Origin of the sequence: Variovorax sp. VRV01 (assembly GCF_014852545.1) — a bacterium.
Lineage (GTDB): Bacteria > Pseudomonadota > Gammaproteobacteria > Burkholderiales > Burkholderiaceae_C > Variovorax > Variovorax beijingensis_A.
In genome coordinates this window covers 194,808-217,029 of the sequence record NZ_JACVBS010000007.1, presented here as the reverse complement: position 1 = coordinate 217,029, position 22,222 = coordinate 194,808, and the positions used below count along the sequence as shown (strand labels likewise).

The following is a 22,222-nucleotide window of genomic DNA, read 5'->3' as shown; positions in this document are numbered from 1 at the left end:
ATGGACGCCCGCCTGCTGGCCGACCAGATCCCGAGCCTGCGCCGCTATGCGCGCGCGCTCACGGGCAACGCCTGGGCGGCCGACGACCTGGTGCAGGACACGCTCGAGCGGGCCTGCAGCAAGTGGCGGCTCTGGGTGGTGGGCAGCGACCTGCGCGCCTGGCTGTTCACGGTCATGCACAACATCTTTGCGAGCCAGCTGCGGCGCACGCCACCGCCGCACAGCGTGGTGCCGCTGGAGGATGCGGCGCAGGAACTGCACGGCGGCAGCGATCCAGGCCGCGACCCCGGCATGGGCCTGGACCTGCAGCGCTGCCTGATGCAGCTGCCCGAAGAGCAGCGCGCCGTGCTGCTGCTCGTCACGCTCGAAGATCTTTCCTATGCCGAGGTGGCCAAGGTGCTCGGCATCCCCGCCGGCACCGTGATGTCGCGCCTGTCGCGCGCCCGCGTCCGGCTGCATGAGCTGATGGACGGCGCCTTGGCGCCGCATCGCCCCGGGCTGCGCCGCCTCAAGTGAAACTTGCCGCCTCATCATGAATCGCCCTGCCCCGCCCCCTACCGACGACGAGTTGCATGCCCTCGTCGATGGCCAGCTGGCACCGGAACGCCGCGCCGAGGTCGAGGGCGCCGTGGCGCGCGACCCGGCCCTTGCGGCGCGGGTGGCGGCCTGGCGCACCCAGCGCGATGCGCTGCGCCGGCTGCACGGCGAACTGCTGGACGAGCCCGTGCCTGCGTCCCTGATGAACGCGCTCGGTCGCAGCCAGACTCGCCGGGCCCGGCAAGGCCACTGGATGAGATGGGGCGGCGTGGCGGCCGGCGTGCTGATCGCCTTTGCCGCCGGCTGGCTCGGCAATGCCCAATGGTCGATGCAGCGCGCCGCTTCGGCCCAGCTGGCCAGGGCGCCTGCCATGCGCGAATTCGTGCACGACGCTTCGATTGCGCATGCCGTCTATGCGCCCGAGAAAAGGCATCCGGTCGAAGTGGCCGCCAGCGAGCAGCAGCACCTCGTGCAGTGGCTGTCCAAGCGCCTCGACAGGCCGCTCAAGGTGCCCGACCTGACGGCCATGGGCTACGCGCTGGTCGGCGGCCGGCTCTTGCCTGGGGAAAGCGGCGCGCGCGCCCAGTTCATGTTCGAGGACGGCGCCGGCGAGCGCATCACGCTCTACATCGGCACCCTCGACAGCCAGGGCGCCGCCGGCACGGGCGCAGCGCGCGAAACAGCCTTCCGTTTCGCATCCGAAGGACCGGTACCGAGCTTTTACTGGGTCGACCAGGGCTTCGGTTACGCCGTTGCCGGCAAGCTGCCGCGTGAAGTTTTGCTGAAACTCGCGACGCTCGCCTACCGCGATTTGTCGTGAGGCCGGCATAAACTGCCGTGTCGCGCAACCACTGCCTTGTTTTCGCGATTTTTCAACTGAAGGAGAAACTGCATGAAATTGCTCAGCGCCTCGATCCTCGCGGCGGCCTTGCTCGCCGGCTGCGGCGGCATGTCCAACAAGACCGCCAGCGCCCCCGACACCCCCACCCGCACCGCCGACGGCGTGCTGGTCGGCCCGAATGGCATGACGCTGTACACCTTCGCCCGCGACACGGCCGGTGCAGGCACTTCGGCCTGCAATGCCCAGTGCGCCGCCAACTGGCCGCCGCTGCCGGTGGCCGAAACCGCCAAGCCGATGGGCGGCTACACCATCATCGTGCGCGAAGACGGCAAGAGGCAGTGGGCCTACAAGGGCTGGCCGCTCTACTACTGGACCAAGGACAGCAAGCCGGGCGACAAGACCGGCGACGGCATCCTGAACGGCGCCTGGAAGGTGGCCCGTCCCTGATCCCGTGATCGCCTGATCGCGCGAAGGCCCCGGCAGATGCCTGGGCCTTTTTCTTTTCGGCTCGCTGGCGCAGTTCAGTGCGCGCTGGGAAGCGCGTTGTCGGCCACGGTGGCGCGGCGTCCGCGCAGCGCCAGCAGTTCGTTGAACACCAGCGCTCCGATGACCAGCGCACCGCCGGTCAGCACGCTCGCAGCCGGCTCCTCGCCCGCACCGATCCAGGCCAGTGCAATGCCGAAGATCACTTCGAGCAGCGCGAGCAGCGCCACTTCGGGCGCCTTGAGCACCTGCGCGCACAGCACCGCCAGCACGCAGGGAATGGCCAGCTGGAAAACACCCAGGAAGGCCAGCAGGCCGAGATCGTGCGCATTGGCCTGGAACGGCAGCGCAAAAGGCAGCGTGAGCAGCGCGCTGAGCGCCGCGCCAATCAGCACCGCGGGAACCAGGTCGATGTCATGCCCCTTGGCACGCGCATGCTGAACCACCGTCCAGTTGGCGGCGCCCGCGAGCGGCACGCACAGCGCCACCAGGGTTCCGAGCAGCGATCCGCCCGCCGCCCCGCCCTGCATCAGTTGCGTGCCGTACATCCAGGCAATGCCGAGGCCAGCCACCACGATGGCCACCCAGGTCCGCGCAGGCAGGCGATGGCCGATGAACAGGCGCGCGGCCAGCGCGGTGAGCAATGGGCCAAGGGACATCGTGACCAGCACGCTGGCCGTCGAAGCCAGCGTGAGCGCCACCATGAAGGCCGTGAACATCACGGTCCAGCAGACGCCCGAGATCCAGAGCTCGCGCCCGCCCGAGCGGATCTGCGAAAACACCGCCCGGCCCCGCCAAAGCGGCAAGATCACCAGCAACGCGAGCATCGTGAAGAGGCTGCGCCAGAAGGTGATCTCGAAACTGTGGGCCTGCGCCAGGTGCCGCGTGACGACGCCCGCCGTGGCCCACATCAGGGTCACGGCGACCATCAGCCACACGGCTCCGCCGTGGGTCAGGCGCAGCACCATGGCCGGATGGCGATCAGCTCGCCATTTCGCGGCTGGCCCGCTTGCGCTCGTTTTCCTTGAGGAAGCGCTTGCGCAGGCGAACGCTCTTGGGCGTGATCTCGACCAGCTCGTCGTCCTCGATGAATTCCACGCCGTATTCCAGCGTGAGTTCGATCGGTGGCGTGATCTTGATCGCATCTTCCTTGCCCGAGACGCGGAAGTTGGTCAGCTGCTTGGTGCGCGTGGCGTTCACCACCAGGTCGTTGTCGCGGCTGTGGATGCCCACGATCATGCCTTCGTACACCGGGTCGTTCGCCTTCACGAACATGCGGCCGCGGTCGTCGAGCTTGCCCAGGGCGTAAGTGAAGATTTCACCGTCGTCCATGGAAATCAGCACGCCGTTCTTGCGGCTGCCGATCTCGCCCTTGTGCGGTTCGTAGCTGTCGAAGATGTTGCTGATGAGGCCCGAGCCGCGCGTCAGGTTCAGGAATTCGTTGGTGAAGCCGATCAGGCCGCGCGCCGGAATGCGGTACTCGAGGCGCACGCGGCCGCGGCCGTCCGGTTCCATGTTGACCAGCTCGCCCTTGCGCTCGCCGAGGGCCTGCATCACGCCGCCCTGGTGCTGCTCTTCGATGTCGGCCGTCACCAGTTCGATCGGCTCGTGCTTCTCGCCGTTGACCGTGCGGAACACCACGCGCGGCTTCGACACGGCCATTTCATAGCCTTCGCGGCGCATGTTTTCCAGCAGGATGGTCAGGTGCAGTTCGCCGCGGCCCATCACCTCGAAGATGCCTTCCTCGTCGGTTTCGTTCACGCGCAGCGCCACGTTGTGCTGCAGTTCCTTCTGCAGGCGGTCCCAGATCTGGCGGCTGGTGACGAACTTGCCTTCGCGGCCGGCCAGCGGGCTGGTGTTGACGCAGAAGTTCATGGTCAGGGTCGGTTCGTCGACCTTGAGCATGGGCAGCGGCGCCGGGTTGGCCGGGTCGGTCACGGTCACGCCGATGCCGATGTCGGCAATGCCGTTGATCAGCACGATCTCGCCCGGGCCGGCTTCGGTGGCCTGCACGCGGTCCAGGCCCTGGAAGGTCAGCACCTGGTTCACGCGGCCCTTGATCGACTTTCCGTCCGGTCCTTCCATGACCAGCACGTCCATCATCGGCTTCAGCGTGCCCTGGCTGATGCGGCCCACGCCGATGCGGCCGACGAAGGTCGAGAAGTCGAGCGCGGAAATCTGCAGCTGCAGCGGTGCGTTGGGGTCACCCTTCTGGGCCGGCACGTGCTTCAGGATGGTGTTGAACAGCGCCGACATGTCGGGGCCCCACTGCTCGCCGGGCGCACCCTCTTCGAGCGACGACCAGCCGTTGATGCCCGAGGCATACACCACGGGGAAGTCGAGCTGCTCGTCGGTCGCGCCGAGCTTGTCGAACAGGTCGAAGGCGGCGTTCACCACCTTGTCGGGATTCGCGCCCGGCTTGTCGACCTTGTTCACGACCAGGATGGGCTTCAGGCCCAGGGCCAGCGCCTTCTTGGTCACGAAGCGCGTCTGCGGCATCGGGCCTTCCTGGGCGTCGATCAGCAGCACCACGCCATCGACCATGGAGAGCGCGCGCTCCACTTCGCCGCCGAAGTCCGCGTGGCCGGGGGTGTCGACGATGTTGATGTGCGTGCCTTCCCAGGTCACGGCGCAGTTCTTGGCCAGGATCGTGATGCCACGTTCCTTTTCGATGGCGTTGTTGTCCATCACCGTGTCGACCACTTTCTCGTGCTCGGCAAAGGTGCCCGACTGCCGCAGCAGCTGGTCGACCATCGTGGTTTTGCCATGGTCGACGTGGGCAATGATGGCGATATTGCGGATTTGCTTGGTACTCATGGTGTCGCTTCGGTCTGTTGTGCGTTCAAAAGAATTTGCTGGATTTCGATGGGGTTCAGCAAGCGCCCCGGGATCAATTCGTTGGCGGCGATGTGGGCCGTGCCCAGGAAGGCGGGAGGCGCTTCGCCGAACACCGCCACATGGTCGGCATCGGGCCAGGTGCCGCGGCGGCGCAGGCCGGACAGGAAGCGCCCCGCATCTTCGCTGCCGAGCGTGACGACCGTATGGCCCTCGACCAGGGATTCGGCAGGCAACAATTGCGCCAGCCGCTCTTCCTCGCCCATGGCTTCGAGCGCTTCGAGCGTGATGCACTGTGCCTCGCCGAAGCCGCCGGTGGCCGTGCGGCGCAGCGACGTGAGGTGCGCACCGCAACCCAGCGCCTCGCCGATGTCTTCGCCCAGCGTACGGATGTAGGTGCCCTTGCTCACGGAAGCCACGATCCTGATGGCGTTGCCTGCCGATTCGGAGGCTGCCTGCGTGATCTCCAAGGCATGAATGACCACGTCGCGCGGCGCCCGCTCGATCTCGACGCCTTCGCGTGCGTATTCGTACAGCGCCTTGCCGTCCTTCTTGAGCGCGCTGTGCATCGGCGGCACCTGCCGGATCGGGCCGGTGAACTGCACCTCGACGCGGGCCAGGTCTTCAGGCGTGACGTGCACCGGGCGCTCGGCAATCACCTCGCCCTCGGCGTCGCCGGTGGAGGTCTTGATGCCAAGGCGTGCCGTGGCCTCGTAGGTCTTGTCGGCATCGAGGTGCAATTGGCTGAACTTGGTGGCCGCGCCAAAGCACAGCGGCAACACGCCGGTGGCCAGCGGATCGAGCGTACCGGTATGGCCCGCCTTTTCGGCGCGCAGCAACCACTTGGCCTTCTGCAAGGCCTGGTTGCTGGAAAGTCCCAGCGGCTTGTCGAGCAACAACACCCCATGCACAGGGCGCCGCTGCACCCTTGTGCGTGGCGCATTCATCGCTAGTCGTCTTTCGAACGCGAAGCGACGGCCTGCGCAATGAGCGCATTCATGTCGGCCGCACGCTCGGTGGTGCGGTCGAACAGGAAGTGCAGCGTCGGCACGGTGTGGATGTGGAGGCGCTTGAACAGGCCGTTGCGCAAGAAGCCCGCGGCCTGGTTCAGCGCTTCGGTGGTTTCGGTCACGTCGCCCGTGAGCATGCTGAAGTAGATCTTCGCGTGCGCATAGTCGGGCGTGACCTCGACCGCCTGGATCGTGACCATGCCCACGCGCGGATCCTTCAACTCGCGCGCGATCAGCTCCGTCAGATCCCGCTGGATCTGGTCGGCAACCTTGAACGCGCGGTTGGGGGCGGCGGCTTTTCTTTTGGGCATGGACTTCGTCGCATCGAACGCTTGTTACAGCGTACGGGCAATCTCCTTGATCTCGAAGAACTCGAGCTGATCGCCCTCTTTGATGTCGTTGTAGTTCTTGAGCTTGATACCGCACTCGAAGCCTTCGCGCACTTCGCGGACATCGTCCTTCATGCGCTTGATCGAGTCGACCTCGCCGGTGTAGACCACCACGTTGTCGCGCAGCAGGCGGAAATGCGCACTGCGGTTGACCGAACCCGAGGTGATGTACGAACCCGCGACCGTACCGATCTTCGAAGCCACGAACACCGTGCGGATCTCGGCCGAGCCGATGATTTCCTCGCGGCGCTCCGGTGCCAGCATGCCCGACATCGCGACCTTGATCTCGTCCACGGCGTCGTAAATGATGCTGTAGTAGTTCAGCTGCACGCCATTGCCTTCGGCCAGCTTGCGCGCACCGGCATCGGCGCGCACGTTGAAGCCGATCACGATGGCCTTCGAGGCGATCGCGAGGTTGATGTCGCTTTCGCTGATGCCGCCCACGCCGGCGTACACGATCTGCACCTTGACCTCGTCGGTCGCCAGCTTGAGCAGCGACTGGGCCAGCGCTTCCTGCGAGCCCTGCACGTCGGCCTTGATGATGATGCGCAGCGTCTGCACTTCGCCGGCCGAGAGGTCGGTGAACATGTTCTGCAGGTTCGCAGCCTGGGCCTTCGCCAGCTTGGTGTTGCGGAACTTGCCGGCACGGTAGGTGGCGATTTCGCGCGCACGGCGCTCGTCGCTCATCACCATGAACTCGTCGCCCGCCTGCGGCACCTCGGTCAGGCCCTGGATCTCGACCGGGATCGAGGGGCCGGCCGACTTGATGGTCTTGCCGTCTTCGTCGAGCATGGCGCGCACGCGGCCATAGGTCGAACCCGCCAGCACCACGTCGCCGGTCTTGAGCGTGCCGGACTGGACCAGCACGGTCGCGACCGGGCCGCGGCCCTTGTCGAGCTGCGCTTCGATGACCAGGCCCTTGGCGGCGGCATCCACCGGCGCCTTGAGTTCCAGCACTTCGGCCTGCAGCAACACCTGCTCGAGCAGTTCGTCGATGCCCTGGCCCGTCTTGGCGGACACCGGCACGAACGGCACGTCGCCGCCGTACTCTTCGGGCACGACCTCCTCGGTCACCAGTTCCTGCTTCACGCGGTCCGGGCTGGCATCGGGCTTGTCGATCTTGTTGATGGCAACCACGATCGGCACACCCGCAGCCTTCGCGTGCTTGATGGCTTCCTTGGTCTGCGGCATGACGCCGTCGTCGGCCGCCACCACGAGGATGACGATGTCGGTGGCCTGCGCACCGCGGGCACGCATGGCCGTGAAGGCCTCGTGGCCCGGGGTGTCGAGGAAGGACACCATGCCGCGTTCGGTCTGCACATGGTAGGCACCGATGTGCTGCGTGATGCCACCGGCTTCGCCCGCTGCGACCTTGGCGCGGCGGATGTAGTCGAGCAGCGAGGTCTTGCCGTGGTCGACGTGGCCCATGACGGTCACGACCGGTGCGCGCGGCAGTGCTTCGGCGGTTTGCGCCGACACGTCCTCGTCGGTGAAGGCTTCAGGGTCGTCCAGCGCGGCAACGACCGCGTTGTGGCCCATTTCCTCCACCAGGATCATGGCGGTGTCCTGGTCCAGCGACTGGTTGATGGTCGCCATCTGGCCCAGCTTCATAAGCTGCTTGATGACTTCCTGCGCCTTGACGGCCATCTTGTGCGCAAGCTCGGCCACCGTGATGGTTTCGGGCACGTGCACTTCGAGAATGCGCGCCTCCACCGGTGCGGCCTGCACATGCTCTTCGTGGCCTCCACGGTCATTGCTGCCACGGCGGCCGCGCGGGCCTCCGCGCCAGTTGCCGCGGCCGACACCCCCGCTGGCATCGCCGCGGGTCTTGATTTCCTTCTTTTTGGCAGGATCGCCCGCCCAGCTCGAAGAGAGCTTGGCCGACTTGACTTCCTTGCCGGCACCAGCAGCGCCAGGGGCTGCGGCAGCACCCGGTGCGGCCGGCGCGCCGGGACGCGCTGCGGGCGTGGCCGGCTTGTGCAGCGTGCCCTTGACCGCGGCCTTTTCGGGCTGCGGCTTCTCGGGCGCCTTGTGCGGCACCAGCACGCGGGCCGGTGCGTTCATCATGGCGCGAATGGCTTCGGCTTCGGCCAGGGCCTTGCGGCGGCGCTCGTCCAGGTCCTTGGCGCGGGCGGCTTCCTCGTCGGCACGGGCCTTCGATTCGGCGGCGGCCTTGGCCTTCGCGTCTTCCTTGGCCTGCGTGGCGGCCGTCTGGGCGGCCAGCTTGGTGTCGGCGGCCTGCTGTTCGGCGGCGGCTGCAGCGGCTGCAACAGGCGCGGCGACCGGCTTGGCCGCTTCCTTGGCGGGCGCGGCAGCGGCTTCGGCGGCGGCCTTCTTCTCGGCGGCGGCGCGTGCGGCTTCCTGTTCGGCCTGTTCCGCGCGCTCGGCCTTTTCGGCCTGTTCGCGTTCGCGGGCTTCGGCTTCTTCGCGCAGGCGGCGCTTCTCGGCCAGTTCTTCTTCCTGGCGGCGGATCAGCTCGGCCTGGCGGCGCGCCTCTTCCTCGCGGCGGGCCAGTTCGGCTTCGTCGATGCGGGGTGCGGCAGGTGCCGCGGCAGGCGCCTCGGCCACCGGTTGCGCCTCGGGCGTGGCCGGGTGGCCGTCGTCGCGCTGGATGAAGGTGCGCTTCTTGCGCACCTCGACCTGGATGGTGCGGGCGCGGCCGGTGGCGTCGGCCTGCTTGATCTCGCTGGTCGACTTTTTCGTCAGCGTGATCTTCTTGCGCTCGGGCTCGGCGGTGCCATGGCTGGCTTTGAGAAAGCCGAGCAGGCGCTGCTTGTCAGCCTCGGTGAGCGCATCGGTGGGTGCCGCCTTGGGCACGCCTGCGCTCTTGAGCTGGTCAAGCAAGGTTTCGGGAGTCTTCTTGAGCTCGTTCGCGAACTCGGCGACAGTGGTACTGGACATATTGGTTTCGTGCCTCCATGACCATCACTCTTGGCCGGCGAACCAATGTTCGCGGGCTTTCAAGATGAGGGCTTTGGCGTCATCGGCGCTGTGGCCGGTGATCTCGGTGAGTTCATCGACCGCGAGGTCGGCGAGGTCGTCGCGGGTGTGCACACCCGCCTCGGCCAGCTTGGGAATCAGCTCGGGGTCGAGGCCTTCGAGGTCGCGCAGGTTCTGCGAGACGGTCTCGACGCCCTCTTCCTTGGCGATTTCCATGGTCAACAGCGCATCCTTGGCGCGCGAACGAAGCTCGTTGATCGTGTCTTCGTCGAAGGCTTCGATCTCCAGCATTTCGGAGATCGGCACATAGGCGACTTCCTCGAGGCTGTTGAAGCCCTCGGAGATCAGGATGTCGGCGATTTCCTCGTCGACGTCGAGTTTTTCCATGAACAGCTTGCGGCTGGCGTCGGTTTCGCTCGCCTGCTTCTGGGCCGATTCATTGGCGTCCATGATGTTGATCTTCCAGCCGGTCAGATCGGAGGCAAGCCTCACGTTCTGGCCGCCGCGGCCGATCGCGATGGCGAGGTTCTCCTCGTCGACCACCACGTCCATGGCGTGCTTTTCTTCATCGACCACGATGGACGACACGTTGGCCGGGGCCAGGGCGCCGATCACGAACTGGGCCGGGTCCTCGCTCCACAGCACGATGTCCACGCGCTCGCCGGCGAGCTCGTTGGTCACGGCGTTGACGCGCGTGCCGCGCACGCCGACACAGGTGCCAATGGGGTCGACACGCTTGTCGTGCGAGAGCACGGCGATCTTGGCGCGCGAGCCGGGATCGCGGGCGCAGCTCTTGATCTCGAGCAGGCCCTGTTCGATTTCGGGCACTTCCTGGCGGAACAGCTCGATCATGAACTCGGGCGCCGAGCGCGACAGGATGATCGGCGCGCCGCGCAGCGTCAGGTCGACTTCCATGATCATGGCCCGCACGCGGTCGCCGTTGCGCAGGTTTTCCTTGGCGATCATCTCGCTGCGGCGCAGGCGCCCTTCGACGCGGCCGGCCTCCACGATGATGTCGCCCTTGTCCAGGCGCTTGACGGTGCCCACGAAGATCTTGTCGCCGCGCGACATGAAGTCGTTGAGCAGCATCTCGCGCTCGGCATCGCGGATTTTCTGCAGGATGACCTGTTTGGCGGCCATGGCACCGATGCGGCCGATCGGCACCGAGTCCACCGCTTCCTCGATGTACTCGCCGACCTCGATGTCGGGCATTTCTTCCTTGGCTTCGAACAGGAGGATTTCCTGATCGGGCAGCTGCAGGCCGGCTTCGTCGGGGACGACGTGCCAGCGGCGGAAGGTCTCGTAGTCGCCGCTGTCGCGGTCGACCGAGACGCGGATGTCCACGTCGCCCTGGTGGAGCTTCTTGGTGGCTTGCGCCAGCGCGGACTCGACCGCGCCGAAAACCACGTCGCGCTCGACGTTCTTCTCGCGCGAGATCGCATCCACCAACATCAACATTTCGCGATTCATGCCACCCACTCCTCTAGTCAGTCCGGAACGTTGGTTCCGTCGTCAATATCCGAAAAACCCGGTTGGGTTTTGGCCCTGCGGCCCTTGAAATCCACAATTGGCGCGAGCCGCGCATCGCGCAACTCATCCAGCATGAAACCGAGCGCATGCAACTTTGCAGGCGCGCGCTTCTTGCTGACTTTTTGACCCGGTTTGGGCTCCGGCGCATCGCTCCAGACGATTTGCCAGCCCGGGGCTCCGTCGGCCCCTTCCGCCTTTTCAGCACGCTCCAGCGTGCCGCGAAATTTCTTGCGGGTGGCAGACACCTGCCCCGCCGCCGCGGCACCCATGGGCGCCTTGAGCGTGATGTCGATCACCTCGCCCACGAAACGCTCGAAATCCTGCTCATTGCGAAGCGGACGGTCAATACCCGGCGAGGAAACCTCGAGCCGCTTGTAATCGACACCGTCTACCTCGAGCGCAAACTGCAACTGGCGCGTGACCTTCTCGCAATCCTCGACCGTCACGAAGGGTTCGGGAATGCCTGCAGCCACAGCTTCCGATGTGGGGGCAGTCCAGGGCAAATCAATTGTCACGCGCAGCAATCCCCCGGCCGAGCGTTCGATCTCGACCAGGTCGTAGCCGAGACCGGCCACGGTTTGTTCCACTGTCTGCTGCAATGCCACGTGTTTGAAATTGCCTTGTAAAAATGCTTATGCGTGCCACCCGCCGCCACGGGTGTCACGCATCGAAATTGCATAGACCAAAAAAAACGGGCGGTTGGTACCCGCCCGTTTGGTCGTGAGCCTCGAATTATATGCTATTCCCGTGATAAATGAAGTGGCTTGGCCTGCTCAAAGCGCCACTTTGCGGCGGGATTTTGACCAGACCACGGCAAACAGCACCGATCCGAGCGCCAGAGCGGCGGCGGCCACCAGCAGCGGGAGCTCGAAAGACCCGGTCCGCTGGGCCAGCGGCGCCGCAAACAGCGGGCCGATGATCTGGCCGACACCGTAGGACGCGGTCGCATAGCCGATCAGCCCGGCCGCGGCATTGCCGCGCAGCCGGCGCGCATCCCGCATCGCAAAAAGGGTGATGGCCGTGAAAGGCATCCCCAGCAGCAGGCTGCCGAGCGCAAAGCCGGTGATGGTGGGCCACGCCACCGAGAGCACCACGCCCAGCGCCTGCAGCGCATAGGCCGCGGCCAGCAGCAGCCGGTTGTCCCAATGGATGGGGGCGCGGGCGCCGATCAGCGCGCCCGGGATGATCGCCAGCCCGAACAGGGGCCAGAAGAAGTCGGGCCATGGCGAGCCCGGCAGGGCCTGGCGCGCGATCACCGGCAGGAAGGTGGCGGTGATGATGTAGCCGAAGCCGGCCAGCCCATAGAGCGCGACCAGCCAGACGGCGTCGCTGCGCGCGGAAGGCGACGCGGGCACGCCGGCCTGGGCGGACGGCGCGCCCGCGGAGCCTTGCGCCGAGGGCGAGTCACCATCGTCGAACACGCGCCAGATCGACGCCACCAGCACCACCGCCAAGAGGCCCAGGCCGATCCATCCCGCCTCGGAACCCCAGCGTCCGAGCGCGCCGCCGAGCAGGCCGGTCATCGCGATGCCGATGCCGGGACCCGTGTAGATCACGCCAGCCAGCGCCGGGGAATGGGTTTCGGCCAGCCGCCGCAGGCCCCAGCCGGACGCGAAAACAAAGACCCAGGCACTCATCACCCCAGCCGCCGCGCGCAGGATGCCCCAGCTTGTGAAGCTGTGCAGCACGCCCATGCCCACCAGCAGCGCCGCCGTGGCCACGAGGCCGCCGCGCACCATGCGCTTGGCCTGGATGCCGATGGCCGCGCAACTGACTGCGCCAAGAAAGTAACCGAGGTAATTGAGCGAAGCCAGCACGCCGCCGGCCTCGAGTTGGAGCTTTCCCTCGTGCAGCATGATCGGCAGCATGGGCGTGAAGGCAAAGCGCCCCAGGCCCATGGCAACGGCCAAGGTCACCATGCACGCCAGTGCCGCGCGCCAGGCACCGCGCCTGTCCCGTCCGATATCCGACATTTCCTTTGATTCCGTTGTTCTATTCCAGCAGCGCGGCGGCCACCAGCTTCTTTGTGTAGGGATGCTCGGGCGCATCGAGCACGCGCTCGACCGCACCGGCTTCGAGGATGGCGCCATCCTTCATCACGATGACCTGGTGCGCCATGGCGCGGATCACCTCGACGTCGTGCGTGATCAGCAGGTAGCTCAGGCCGCGCTCGCGCTGCAGGCGCTGCAGCAGCCCCAGCACCTGTTTCTGGATCGTCACGTCGAGCGCGCTCGTGGGCTCGTCGAGCACCAGCAGCTGCGGATCGACGATGAGCGCGCGCGCAATCGCGAGCCGCTGGCGCTGCCCGCCCGAGAACTCGTGCGGATAGCGCTCGAGCAGCGAGGGAAACTGCGCCTCGCCCAAGCCCACGTCGGCCAGCGCCGCCAGCGCCCGCGCGCGGCGCTGGGCCGTGCTGAGCTCGGGTGCGTGCACGCGCAGCCCCTCGCCCACGATCTGTTCGACCGTCATGCGCGGCGACAGCGAAGAGAACGGGTCCTGGAACACCACCTGCATGACCCGCCGCAAGGCCAGGTCGGAACTCCGGTCCACCGCCCAGCCCTTGCCGCCCACCTTGAGTGCGCCCTGGTGCTTCAGCAGCCCGAGGGCGGCCAGCGCCAGCGTGGACTTGCCCGATCCGGACTCGCCCACCACGCCCAGGGTTTCGCCGGGCGCGATGCGGAAGTCCGCGTTCTGCACCGCGATGAATTCGCCCTTGCGGAACCAGCCGGCAAAACCGGGCCGCGGCACCGGGTAGCTCACGCGCAAGCCGGTGGCCTCGAGCAACGGCCGCGCGCCGGCACCCGCGGGCACGGCGGTGACATCGCGCTCCGGGTGGCTGTCGATCAGCTTGCGGGTGTAGGCGTGCTGCGGCGCCTCGAACACGGCCGCCACGGCGCCCTGCTCCACCACGTGGCCGTCTTCCATCACGGCGATCCGGTCGGCGAAGCGGCGCACCAAGTTGAGGTCGTGCGTGATCAGCAGCACGGCCATACCATGCCGGCGCTGCAGATCGGCGAGCAGTTCGAGGATTTGCGCGCGCACCGTGACGTCGAGCGCGGTGGTCGGCTCGTCGGCCAGCAGCAGGCGCGGCTTGCAGGCGAGCGCCATGGCGATCATCGCGCGCTGGCGCTGGCCGCCTGAAAGCTGGTGCGGAAACGCCCTCGCCCGCCGCTCCGGCTCCGGAATGCCGGTGTCGGCCAGCAATTGCACGGCGGCCGCCTGGGCCGCGCGCGCCGACAGGCCCTCGTGCAGTTCGAGCACCTCGGCGATCTGGTCGCCCACGGTGTAGAGCGCGTTGAGGGCGGTCATCGGCTCCTGGAAGATCATCGCGATCTCCTTGCCGCGGATGCCGCGCAGCTCCCGCTCCGGGATCGAGAGCAGGTCGCGCCCGTTCGGCGCATCTGCGGAGCCGAACAAGGTCGCCGTGCCGGCCACGTCGGCGTTCTGCGCCAGCCGCAGCAGCGACAGCGCCGTCACGGTCTTGCCCGAACCCGATTCGCCGACCAGCGCGAGCTTCTCCCCCGCGGCGATGCGGAAGTCGATGCCGTGCACCACCTCCTTGCCGCCGAAGGCCACGCGCAGCTCTTTCACGTCCAGCAGCGGCTGGTGCTTCGTTTCGCTCACTTGTCGGCCTTCCGCGGATCGAGGGCGTCGCGCAGCGCGTCGCCCATGAAGGTGAGCAGCATCAGCGTCACGACCAGCACGCCGAAGGTGGACAGCGAGATCCACCAGGCGTCGATGTTGGCCTTGCCCTGGCTCAGCAGTTCGCCCAGCGACGGCGTGCCCGGCGGCACGCCCAGGCCCAGGAAATCGAGCGAGGTCAGCGCCAGGATGGCCGCGCTCATGCGAAACGGCAGGAAAGTGACGACCGGCACCATGCTGTTGGGCAGGATGTGGCGCCACATGATCTGCAGGTTGCCCACGCCGAGGGCGCGCGCGGCGCGCACGTAGTCCATCTGGCGGTTGCGCAGGAACTCGGCGCGCACGTAGTCGGCCAGGCCCATCCAGCCGAACAGGCTCAGCAGGATCAGCAGCAGCGCCACGCTGGGCGCGAAGATCGCGCTGAAGATGATCAGCAGGTAGAGCTCGGGCATCGACGCCCAGATCTCGATGAAGCGCTGGAACGCGAGGTCGATCTTGCCCGCGAAGTAGCCCTGCACCGCCCCCGCGATCACGCCAAGCACCGTGCCGATGACGGTCAGCGCCAGGCCGAACAGCACGCTCACGCGAAAGCCGTAGATCAGCTGCGCGAGCAGGTCGCGGCCGCGGTCGTCGGTGCCGAAGAAGTTCTCGCGCGAGGGTGCCGCGGGATTGGGTTGCGAGGCGAAATAGTTCAGCGTGCGCGGACCGTAGCGGTTGGGCGCATAGAGCGCCCAGTTGGAACCTTCGGTGATGCGCTTCTGGATGAAAGGGTCGAGATAGTCGGCTGGCGTCTCGAAATCGCCGCCGAAGGTTTTCTCGGAGTAGTCGCGCAGCACCGGGAAGTAGGTATGCCCCTCGTAGCGCACGACCAGCGGCTTCTCGGTGGACAGCAGCTCGGCGAACAGGCTCAGTACCACCAGGGTCGAGAAGACCACCAGGCTCCAGAAGCCCAGCGGATTGCGGCGGAAGCGGCGCCAGGCGCGGCGGCCCGGGCTTACGGAAACAATGGCGGCGCTAGTCAAACTTGACCCTCGGATCGACCCAGACGTAGCAGAGGTCGGAAATCAGCTTGGTGACCAGGCCGATCAGCGTGAACAGGTAGAGCGTGCCCAGCACCACCGGATAGTCGCGGCGGATCACGCTCTCGTAGCTCAGCAGGCCCAGGCCGTCGAGCGTGAACAGCGTCTCGATCAGCAGCGAGCCGGTGAAGAACGCACCGATGAAGGCCGACGGAAAGCCCGTGATGATCGGAATCAGCGCATTGCGGAACACATGCTTCCAGAGCACCTGCCGCTGCGACAGCCCCTTGGCGCGCGCCGTCAGCACGTACTGCTTGCGGATTTCCTCGAGGAAGGAGTTCTTCGTGAGCATGGCGGTGACGGCAAAGCTGCCGAGCACCATCGACGTCACCGGCAGCGCGATGTGCCACAGGTAGTCGACGATGCGCGCGCCCCAGCTCATGCTCTCCCAGTTGGGCGAGGTGAGGCCGCGCAGCGGAAACCACTGCAGCTGCCCGCCGAAGATCACGAGCAGCGCCACGCCCAGCACGAAGCCCGGGATGGCATAGCCGATCAGCACGATCAGCGTGGTGATGAAGTCGAAGCGCGTGCCGGCCCTCACCGCCTTGGCCACGCCGAGCGGCACCGCGATGAGGTAGCTGATGAAGAAGGTCCAGAGGCCGAGGCTGATCGACACCGGCATCTTTTCCTTGATGAGCTGCCAGACGTCCTTGCGCTGATAGAAGCTGGTGCCCAGGTCGAAGCGCGCGAACGACTTCAGCATGGTCCACAGGCGTTCATGGGCAGGCTTGTCGAAGCCGTAGAGCTTGCGGATCTCCTCGACGCGCTGCGGGTCGAGGCCCTGGCGGCCGCGGTAGCCGGCACCGCTGGCCGCGGCCCGCTCGCCGCCCGAATCGCGTCCCTGCAATTGCGCCACCATCTGCTCGACCGGACCGCCCGGCACGAACTGGATCACGCCGAAGGTGATGACGAGCACGCCCAGCAGCGTGGGAATCATCAGCAGCAGGCGCTTGAGGATGTAGCTGGTCATTCGGTGTTCATGTCCGGTGCGGCCGCGTCATTTGTTGGCGGGCGAAGCCCACCACGTCGTGAGCGCCCAGTCGCCGGCATCGTAGTACGGCGGGATGGTCGGCGGCAGCACGAACGGCGCCGGCCGGTAGCCGACCAGGAACGCGTTGCCGTAGTACTGCGGGATCGAGTAGTAGCCGTTGGAAAGCACCCGGTCGAGCACCCGCATGGCCGTGGCCAGCTCGGGGCGCGTGGTGGCCGCCAGCACCTTGCCGACCACCGCGTCCACGGCCGGATCGGCAATGCCCCAGATATTGGACGAACCCGGCGTGTCGGCCGCCTTCGAGCCGAACAGCTCGAGCAGCTCGCCGCCCGGCGCGCTGTTGCCGGGCAGGCGCAGCGAGGTCATCTCGAAGTCGAAGTTCTGCATGCGCTGCTGCGAGAGCGAGAAATCGACCGTGCGGAACGTCATCTCGATGCCCAGCTTCCTCAATGCGGTCTGCAGCGGCGTCACGACGCGGATCAGCCCGGGCTGGTCGTTGAGGAACTCGATCGTGAAGGCCTCGTTCTTCGCGTTGCGCAGCGCACCGTCGCGATAGGTCCAGCCGGCCTCTGCGAGCAGCGCCCTCGCCTTGCGCAGGTTCTCGCGCAGGCTGTTGGGCGGCGCCGTGCTCGGCGGCTGCGGGGCCGGGCCGAACACTTCGGGCTTGAGCTTGCTGCGCAGGGGCTCCATCAGCGCCATCTCGTCGGGCTTGGGCAGGCCCTCGGCATGGAACTCGCTGTTGGGAAAGTAGCCCTGCACCCGGGTATAGATGCCATAGAACAGCTGGCGGTTGAGCCACTCGAAGTCCATCGCCAGGCCAATGGCCTGCCGCACGCGCGCATCCTTGAACTTGTCCTTGCGGATGTTGAACACGTAGCCCTGGAAGTCGCCGGGGTTGTGGTTCTCGAAGGCGCGCTTGACGATCTCGCCGCTATCGAACTGCTTGCCCTTGTACTGGCGCGCCCAGTTGCGCGAGGTGAATTCGCGCATGAAGTCGAACTCGCCGGCCTTCAGGCCCTCGAAGCGCGCGGTTTCGTCCAGGTAGACGCGGAAGGTGATGCGATCGAAGTTGTAGAGCCCCTTGCGCACCGGCAGGTCCGCGCCCCAGTAGTCGGCGCGGCGCACGTAGGTGATGTCGCGGCCCAGGCGGTCGCTGGCGGGCTTGTAAGGGCCGGAGCCGATCGGCATCTCGGTGACGATCTGGTCGAAGGGCTTGCCGCCGCCCCACTGGCGGCTGAAGACCGCCATGCCGCCGATCACCAGCGGCAACTCGCGGTTCGGGCTGGCGAAGTCGAAGCGCACGGTGCGCTCGCTGGTGGCCGTGGCCTTCTTCACTTCGGCGTAGATGGTACGGTACTGCGGCGCGGCCAGCGGGCCGGTCAGGGTATTGAACGAGTGCACCACGTCGGCCGCCAGCACCGGCGAGCCGTCGTTGAAGCGCGCCTTCGGGTTCAGGCGAAAGGTGGCCGAAAGGCGGTCGGGTGCCACCTCGACGTCTTCGGCGAGCAGGCCATAGCCCGTGGTCGGCTCTTCGGAATTGCCCGTCATCAGGCTCTCGAACATCAGCGAGCCGATGCCCGAGGGCGCCGTGCCCTTGAGCGTGAACGGGTTGAGCTTGTCGAAGTTGGTGGGCCGCGTGGGCGGCACCATCCGGATCTCGCCGCCCTTGGGCGCATCCGGATTCACGTAGCTGAAGTGGGTGAACCCCGGCGGATACTTGACGTCGCCGAATTGCGCGTAGGCATGGGCGGCCCATGAAGGAGCCGCCGAGAGCGCCAGAAAAAGAAGCAGCCAAACCCGCATGCGAGAATTCTGCCCAAGATTTTCACGAGGCAACTTCATGGGCTTTCTTTCCGGCAAAAAACTGTTGATCACCGGCGTGTTGAGCAATCGCTCCATTGCCTACGGCATAGCCAAGGCCTGTCACGAACAAGGCGCCGAGCTTGCTTTCAGCTACGTCGGCGAGCGATTCAAGGACCGTATCACCGAATTCGCCGCGGACTTCGGCTCCAAGCTTATTTTTGACTGCGATGTGGGCGACGACGCGCAGATCGACAAGCTCTTTGCCGATCTGGCACAAGCGTGGCCCAAGTTCGACGGGTTCGTGCACAGCATCGGCTTTGCGCCGCGCGAGGCCATCGCGGGCGACTTCCTCGAAGGGCTCTCGCGCGAGGGCTTCAAGATTGCGCATGACATCAGCGCCTACAGCTTCCCGGCCATGGCCAAGGCGGCCCTGCCCTACCTCAACGACAAGTCGGCGCTGCTGACGCTGACATACCTCGGCGCCGAGCGCGCACTGCCCAACTACAACACCATGGGCCTGGCCAAGGCCTCGCTCGAGGCCTCGGTGCGCTACACCGCAGCTTCGCTCGGCCCCAAGGGCATGCGGGTCAACGGCATCAGCGCCGGCCCGATCAAGACGCTGGCCGCCAGCGGCATCAAGGGCTTCGGCAAGATGCTGTCGGCGGTGGCCGACGCCTCGCCGATCCGGCGTAACGTGACCATCGAGGAAGTCGGCAACGTGGCCGCCTTCCTGCTGAGCGACCTGGCCAGCGGCGTCACCGCCGAGATCACCTATGTGGACGGCGGCTTCAGCAACGTCGTGGCGGGCATGGCCGAGTAGTCGATTGGCAGCGGCCTCTTGCTGAACAGACGTTCCCTCCTGCTCGCCGGCCTCGGCGCGCTGGCGGCCCGCGTGGCCGCCGCGCGCGAGGCCGCGCCGGCGCTGATGCTGGCCGAGGTCTACCGCCCCGGCATGTCGCTGGACGACTACTGGGTCAGCGAAAAATTCGACGGCGTGCGCGGCTACTGGGACGGCAAGCAGCTGTGGACGCGCGGCGGCGAACCGGTGGTGGCGCCCGCCTGGTTCATCGCGCCGCTGCCCAGGCAGCCGCTCGACGGCGAGCTGTGGGCAGGCAGGGGCCAGTTCGCGCATGCGGTTTCCACCGTGCGCAGCCAGACGCCCAACGACACCGCCTGGCGCAGCATGCGCTTCATGGTGTTCGACCTCCCGGCCCAGGGCGGCGATTTCACGGCTCGGCTGGCTGTCTTGCGCAAGCTGCTGCCGATCACCGATGCGCCGTGGGTGGTGCCTGTGCCGCAGGAGCGCGCAACCACCCATGCTGAGTTGCAGGCCCTGCTCGCCAAGACCGTGAAGATGGGCGGCGAAGGCCTGATGCTGCACCGGGGCGGATCGCTCTACCGCGCCGAACGCAACACTGACCTTCTCAAGGTCAAGACCCACGACGACGCCGAGGCCCGGGTGGTCGGCCACATGCCCGGCAAGGGCCGGCACAGCGGCCGCTTGGGCGCGCTGCTGGTTGAAACCCCCGAGGGCAGGCGCTTCAAGCTCGGCAGCGGCCTGACCGACGCCGAGCGCGAGAACCCGCCCGCCATCGGCAGTTGGGTGACCTACCGCTTCAATGGCACCAACGCCGGCGGGCTGCCAAGGTTCGCCCGCTTCATGCGGGTGCGCAGCGACCGGCCCTCCTGAAGCGCGGCGCGCGTCCTCCCCGCTTCCTTGCCGCCTACTTCTTCGACGCGGCCACGCAGTCCGCGTAATAGCGCTTCTTGCCGGTTTCGTCGATGCGCGCCACCAGGCCGTGGATGTCGGTCTCGAAGCCCGGGCACTGCGAATTGAACTCGCGCGAGAACCGGAGGTAGTCGACGATCTTCTTGTTGAACACCTCGCCCGGGATCAGGAGCGGAATGCCCGGCGGGTACGGCGTGATCAGGCTCGTGGTGATGCGGCCTTCGAGCTCGTCGATCTCCACGCGCTCGGTCTTGCGGTGCGCAATGTGGGCGAAGGCGTCGCTCGGCTTCATGGCTGGAGTCAGGTCGCTCAGGTACATCTCGGTCGTCAGGCGCGCCACGTCGTAGCGTGCGTAGAGCTGGTGGATGTGCTGGCACAGGTCGCGCAGGCCCAGGCGTTCGTAGCCGGGGTGCTGCTGGCAGAACTCCGGCAGGATGCGCCACATCGGCTGGTTGCGCGCGTAGTCGTCCTTGAACTGTTGCAGCGCCGTGAGCAGCGTGTTCCAGCGGCCCTTGGTGATGCCGATGGTGAACATGATGAAGAAGCTGTAGAGCCCGGTCTTCTCCACGATCACGCCGTGCTCGGCCAGGAACTTGGTGACCACGCTGGCCGGAATGCCGGTCTCGGCAAAGTTGCCTTCCAGGTCGAGGCCCGGCGTCACGATGGTCGACTTGATCGGGTCGAGCATGTTGAAGCCGTCGGCCAGTTCGCCGAAGCCGTGCCAGTTGCGCGGCGACTTCTTGCTCTTGCTCTGCTTGCCGTTCTTCTCGCCCGTCATGATCCAGTCTTCGGCGCGGCCGATGCCTTCGTCGACGAGCTTCTCGGGGCCCCAGACCTTGAACCACCACTCGTCCTTGCCGAATTCGGCCTCCACCTTGCGCATGGCGCGGCGGAAGTCGAGCGCCTCGAGAATGCTCTCTTCCACCAGTGCGGTGCCGCCGGGCGGCTCCATCATGGCGGCGGCCACGTCGCAACTCGCGATGATCGCGTACTGCGGGCTGGTCGACGAGTGCATCAGGTAGGCCTCGTTGAACAGGTCGCGGTCGAGTGCACGGTTCTGCGAGTCCTGCACCAGCACGTGGCTGGCCTGGCTGATGCCCGCGAGCAGCTTGTGGGTCGACTGCGTGGCAAACACCAGCGACTCCTTCGGCCGCACGCGGCGCTTGCCCATCGCGTGGTAGGCGCCGTAGAACGGGTGGAAGGCCGCATGCGGCAGCCAGGCCTCGTCGAAGTGCAGCGTGTCGACGTAGCCGTCGAGCATGTTCTTGATGGTCTCGGTGTTGTAGATCACGCCGTCGTAGGTCGACTGGGTCAGCGTCATCACGCGCGGCTTGACCTTGTCGGGGTCCACGTCGGCGAGCAGCGGGTTGGCCTTGATCTTGGCCTTGATGGCGCTCTGCTCGAACTCGCTCTTCGGAATCGGGCCGATGATGCCGAAGTGGTTGCGCGTGGGCTTCATGAACACCGGAATCGCGCCGGTCATGATGATCGCGTGCAGGATCGACTTGTGGCAGTTGCGGTCGACCACCACCACGTCGTCGGGTGCCACCGTGTGGTGCCAGACCATCTTGTTGCTGGTGCTGGTGCCGTTGGTCACGAAGAAGCAATGGTCGGCGTTGAAGATGCGCGCCGCATTGCGCTCGCTGGCCGCCACCGGGCCGGTGTGGTCGAGCAGTTGGCCGAGCTCCTCCACCGCGTTGCAGACGTCGGCGCGCAGCATGTTCTCGCCGAAGAACTGGTGGAACATCTGGCCCACCGGGCTCTTGAGGAACGCCACCCCGCCCGAATGGCCCGGGCAGTGCCACGAGTACGAACCGTCTTCGGCGTAGTCGATCAGGGCCTTGAAGAACGGCGGCTGCACGCCCTCGAGATAGCTCTTGGCTTCCCGGATGATGTGGCGCGCCACGAACTCCGGCGTGTCCTCGAACATGTGGATGAAGCCATGCAGCTCGCGCAGGATGTCGTTGGGAATGTGGCGCGAGGTCTTGGTTTCGCCGTAGATGTAGATCGGCACGTCGGCGTTCTTGCGCCGCACCTCGCCGATGAAGTTGCGCAGGCTCAGCACGGCCGGGTCGAGGTCGGGGCCGACCGTGAATTCCTCGTCGTCGATCGACAGGATGAAGGCGCTGGCACGGCTTTGCTGCTGCGCGAACTGGCTCAGGTCCCCGTAGCTCGTGACGCCCAGCACCTCGAAGCCCTCCGTCTCGATGGCCTGCGCGAGCGCGCGGATGCCGAGGCCCGAAGTGTTTTCGGAGCGGAAGTCCTCGTCGATGATGACGATGGGGAAGCGAAATTTCATGAGCGGGGCTCCGGACAAGCAATGGACACAGGCAATGAGGCGCGAAGTGTACGGAATTCGGATGAAGGATTGAGTCAGGTTTTGACACAGAATGTCGTGCATTCACCAAAGAGG

General features: G+C 66.4%; 18 protein-coding genes. 5 read left to right on the top strand and 13 right to left on the bottom strand.

All coding sequences use genetic code 11. The features are described from left to right. From IB278_RS14835 to IB278_RS14825, 3 genes are all read left to right on the top strand, one after another. Window positions 1-516 carry a sigma-70 family RNA polymerase sigma factor gene (locus IB278_RS14835; protein WP_192323786.1) on the top strand — a complete coding sequence of 172 codons (516 nt, stop codon included), beginning with the start codon at window positions 1-3 and terminating at the stop codon, window positions 514-516. Window positions 517-532: 16 nt separating this feature from the next. Next, the gene (locus IB278_RS14830; RefSeq protein ID WP_192323784.1) at window positions 533-1,357 is read left to right on the top strand and encodes an anti-sigma factor family protein; all 825 of its coding nucleotides are present in this window, start codon (window positions 533-535) and stop codon (window positions 1,355-1,357) included. A 72-nt stretch (window positions 1,358-1,429) separates the two neighbouring features. Further along, window positions 1,430-1,825 (top strand): ATP-binding protein, encoded by a 396-nt coding sequence (locus tag IB278_RS14825; protein WP_192323783.1) that lies wholly within the window; start codon window positions 1,430-1,432, stop codon window positions 1,823-1,825. A gap of 74 nt (window positions 1,826-1,899) precedes the next feature. On the opposite strand, the gene IB278_RS14820 is transcribed toward IB278_RS14825, so the two are convergent. The 12 genes from IB278_RS14820 to IB278_RS14765 form a co-directional block, all read right to left on the bottom strand. After that, entirely contained in the window at window positions 1,900-2,829 is a 930-nt protein-coding gene (locus IB278_RS14820; RefSeq protein ID WP_192323781.1) for a DMT family transporter, read from the bottom strand. Between the two features lie 13 nt (window positions 2,830-2,842). Further along, entirely contained in the window at window positions 2,843-4,678 is a 1,836-nt protein-coding gene (gene typA / locus IB278_RS14815) for a translational GTPase TypA (protein WP_145746691.1), read from the bottom strand. Further along, window positions 4,675-5,643, bottom strand: a complete 969-nt coding sequence (truB, locus tag IB278_RS14810) for a tRNA pseudouridine(55) synthase TruB (RefSeq protein WP_192323779.1) — start codon at window positions 5,641-5,643, stop codon at window positions 4,675-4,677. The genes typA and truB overlap by 4 nt, the downstream gene beginning before the upstream one ends. A 2-nt stretch (window positions 5,644-5,645) precedes the next feature. Beyond that, the gene (rbfA, locus tag IB278_RS14805; RefSeq protein ID WP_012747853.1) at window positions 5,646-6,017 is read right to left on the bottom strand and encodes a 30S ribosome-binding factor RbfA; all 372 of its coding nucleotides are present in this window, start codon (window positions 6,015-6,017) and stop codon (window positions 5,646-5,648) included. 24 nt (window positions 6,018-6,041) lie between these two features. Further along, entirely contained in the window at window positions 6,042-8,996 is a 2,955-nt protein-coding gene (gene infB / locus IB278_RS14800; RefSeq protein WP_192323777.1) for a translation initiation factor IF-2, read from the bottom strand. A gap of 24 nt (window positions 8,997-9,020) precedes the next feature. Next, window positions 9,021-10,505: a transcription termination factor NusA gene (gene nusA / locus IB278_RS14795; RefSeq protein WP_012747851.1), complete on the bottom strand. Its 1,485-nt coding sequence runs from the start codon at window positions 10,503-10,505 to the stop codon at window positions 9,021-9,023. A 17-nt stretch (window positions 10,506-10,522) separates the two neighbouring features. Then, window positions 10,523-11,170, bottom strand: a complete 648-nt coding sequence (rimP, locus tag IB278_RS14790) for a ribosome maturation factor RimP (protein WP_192323776.1) — start codon at window positions 11,168-11,170, stop codon at window positions 10,523-10,525. A 168-nt stretch (window positions 11,171-11,338) separates the two neighbouring features. After that, complete coding sequence (locus IB278_RS14785; RefSeq protein ID WP_145746687.1) at window positions 11,339-12,538, bottom strand: YbfB/YjiJ family MFS transporter; 1,200 nt, start codon at window positions 12,536-12,538, stop codon at window positions 11,339-11,341. Between the two features lie 19 nt (window positions 12,539-12,557). Beyond that, entirely contained in the window at window positions 12,558-14,189 is a 1,632-nt protein-coding gene (locus tag IB278_RS14780; RefSeq protein ID WP_192323774.1) for an ABC transporter ATP-binding protein, read from the bottom strand. Then, on the bottom strand, window positions 14,186-15,229 hold the full coding sequence (locus IB278_RS14775; protein ID WP_145746685.1) for an ABC transporter permease: 1,044 nt from the start codon (window positions 15,227-15,229) through the stop codon (window positions 14,186-14,188). The genes IB278_RS14780 and IB278_RS14775 overlap by 4 nt, the downstream gene beginning before the upstream one ends. Further along, window positions 15,222-16,256, bottom strand: coding sequence for a microcin C ABC transporter permease YejB (locus IB278_RS14770; RefSeq protein WP_192323772.1), 1,035 nt, complete (start codon window positions 16,254-16,256; stop codon window positions 15,222-15,224). Before IB278_RS14770 ends, IB278_RS14775 begins: the two co-directional genes overlap by 8 nt. 27 nt (window positions 16,257-16,283) lie before the next feature. Further along, entirely contained in the window at window positions 16,284-18,080 is a 1,797-nt protein-coding gene (locus IB278_RS14765) for an extracellular solute-binding protein (protein WP_145746683.1), read from the bottom strand. Between the two features lie 37 nt (window positions 18,081-18,117). On the opposite strand from IB278_RS14765, the gene fabI reads away from it, so the two are divergent. Then, window positions 18,118-18,900 (top strand): enoyl-ACP reductase FabI, encoded by a 783-nt coding sequence (fabI, locus tag IB278_RS14760; protein ID WP_145746682.1) that lies wholly within the window; start codon window positions 18,118-18,120, stop codon window positions 18,898-18,900. Window positions 18,901-18,918: 18 nt separating this feature from the next. After that, window positions 18,919-19,770 carry a DNA ligase gene (locus IB278_RS14755; RefSeq protein WP_192323770.1) on the top strand — a complete coding sequence of 284 codons (852 nt, stop codon included), beginning with the start codon at window positions 18,919-18,921 and terminating at the stop codon, window positions 19,768-19,770. A 34-nt stretch (window positions 19,771-19,804) separates the two neighbouring features. On the opposite strand, the gene IB278_RS14750 is transcribed toward IB278_RS14755, so the two are convergent. Beyond that, window positions 19,805-22,108: an arginine/lysine/ornithine decarboxylase gene (locus IB278_RS14750; RefSeq protein ID WP_145746680.1), complete on the bottom strand. Its 2,304-nt coding sequence runs from the start codon at window positions 22,106-22,108 to the stop codon at window positions 19,805-19,807. Between the last annotated feature and the right edge of the window lie 114 nt (window positions 22,109-22,222).

What these genes read in the sequence shown, in the direction of transcription:
- IB278_RS14835 (WP_192323786.1), top strand. Translation starts at nt 1, where the DNA reads ATGGACGCCCGCCTGCTGGCCGACCAGATCCCGAGCCTGCGCCGCTAT.
- IB278_RS14830 (WP_192323784.1), top strand. Translation starts at nt 533, where the DNA reads ATGAATCGCCCTGCCCCGCCCCCTACCGACGACGAGTTGCATGCCCTC.
- IB278_RS14825 (WP_192323783.1), top strand. Translation starts at nt 1,430, where the DNA reads ATGAAATTGCTCAGCGCCTCGATCCTCGCGGCGGCCTTGCTCGCCGGC.
- IB278_RS14820 (WP_192323781.1), bottom strand. Translation starts at nt 2,829, where the DNA reads ATGGTGCTGCGCCTGACCCACGGCGGAGCCGTGTGGCTGATGGTCGCC.
- typA (WP_145746691.1), bottom strand. Translation starts at nt 4,678, where the DNA reads ATGAGTACCAAGCAAATCCGCAATATCGCCATCATTGCCCACGTCGAC.
- truB (WP_192323779.1), bottom strand. Translation starts at nt 5,643, where the DNA reads ATGAATGCGCCACGCACAAGGGTGCAGCGGCGCCCTGTGCATGGGGTG.
- rbfA (WP_012747853.1), bottom strand. Translation starts at nt 6,017, where the DNA reads ATGCCCAAAAGAAAAGCCGCCGCCCCCAACCGCGCGTTCAAGGTTGCC.
- infB (WP_192323777.1), bottom strand. Translation starts at nt 8,996, where the DNA reads ATGTCCAGTACCACTGTCGCCGAGTTCGCGAACGAGCTCAAGAAGACT.
- nusA (WP_012747851.1), bottom strand. Translation starts at nt 10,505, where the DNA reads ATGAATCGCGAAATGTTGATGTTGGTGGATGCGATCTCGCGCGAGAAG.
- IB278_RS14785 (WP_145746687.1), bottom strand. Translation starts at nt 12,538, where the DNA reads ATGTCGGATATCGGACGGGACAGGCGCGGTGCCTGGCGCGCGGCACTG.
- IB278_RS14770 (WP_192323772.1), bottom strand. Translation starts at nt 16,256, where the DNA reads ATGACCAGCTACATCCTCAAGCGCCTGCTGCTGATGATTCCCACGCTG.
- IB278_RS14765 (WP_145746683.1), bottom strand. Translation starts at nt 18,080, where the DNA reads ATGCGGGTTTGGCTGCTTCTTTTTCTGGCGCTCTCGGCGGCTCCTTCA.
- fabI (WP_145746682.1), top strand. Translation starts at nt 18,118, where the DNA reads ATGGGCTTTCTTTCCGGCAAAAAACTGTTGATCACCGGCGTGTTGAGC.
- IB278_RS14750 (WP_145746680.1), bottom strand. Translation starts at nt 22,108, where the DNA reads ATGAAATTTCGCTTCCCCATCGTCATCATCGACGAGGACTTCCGCTCC.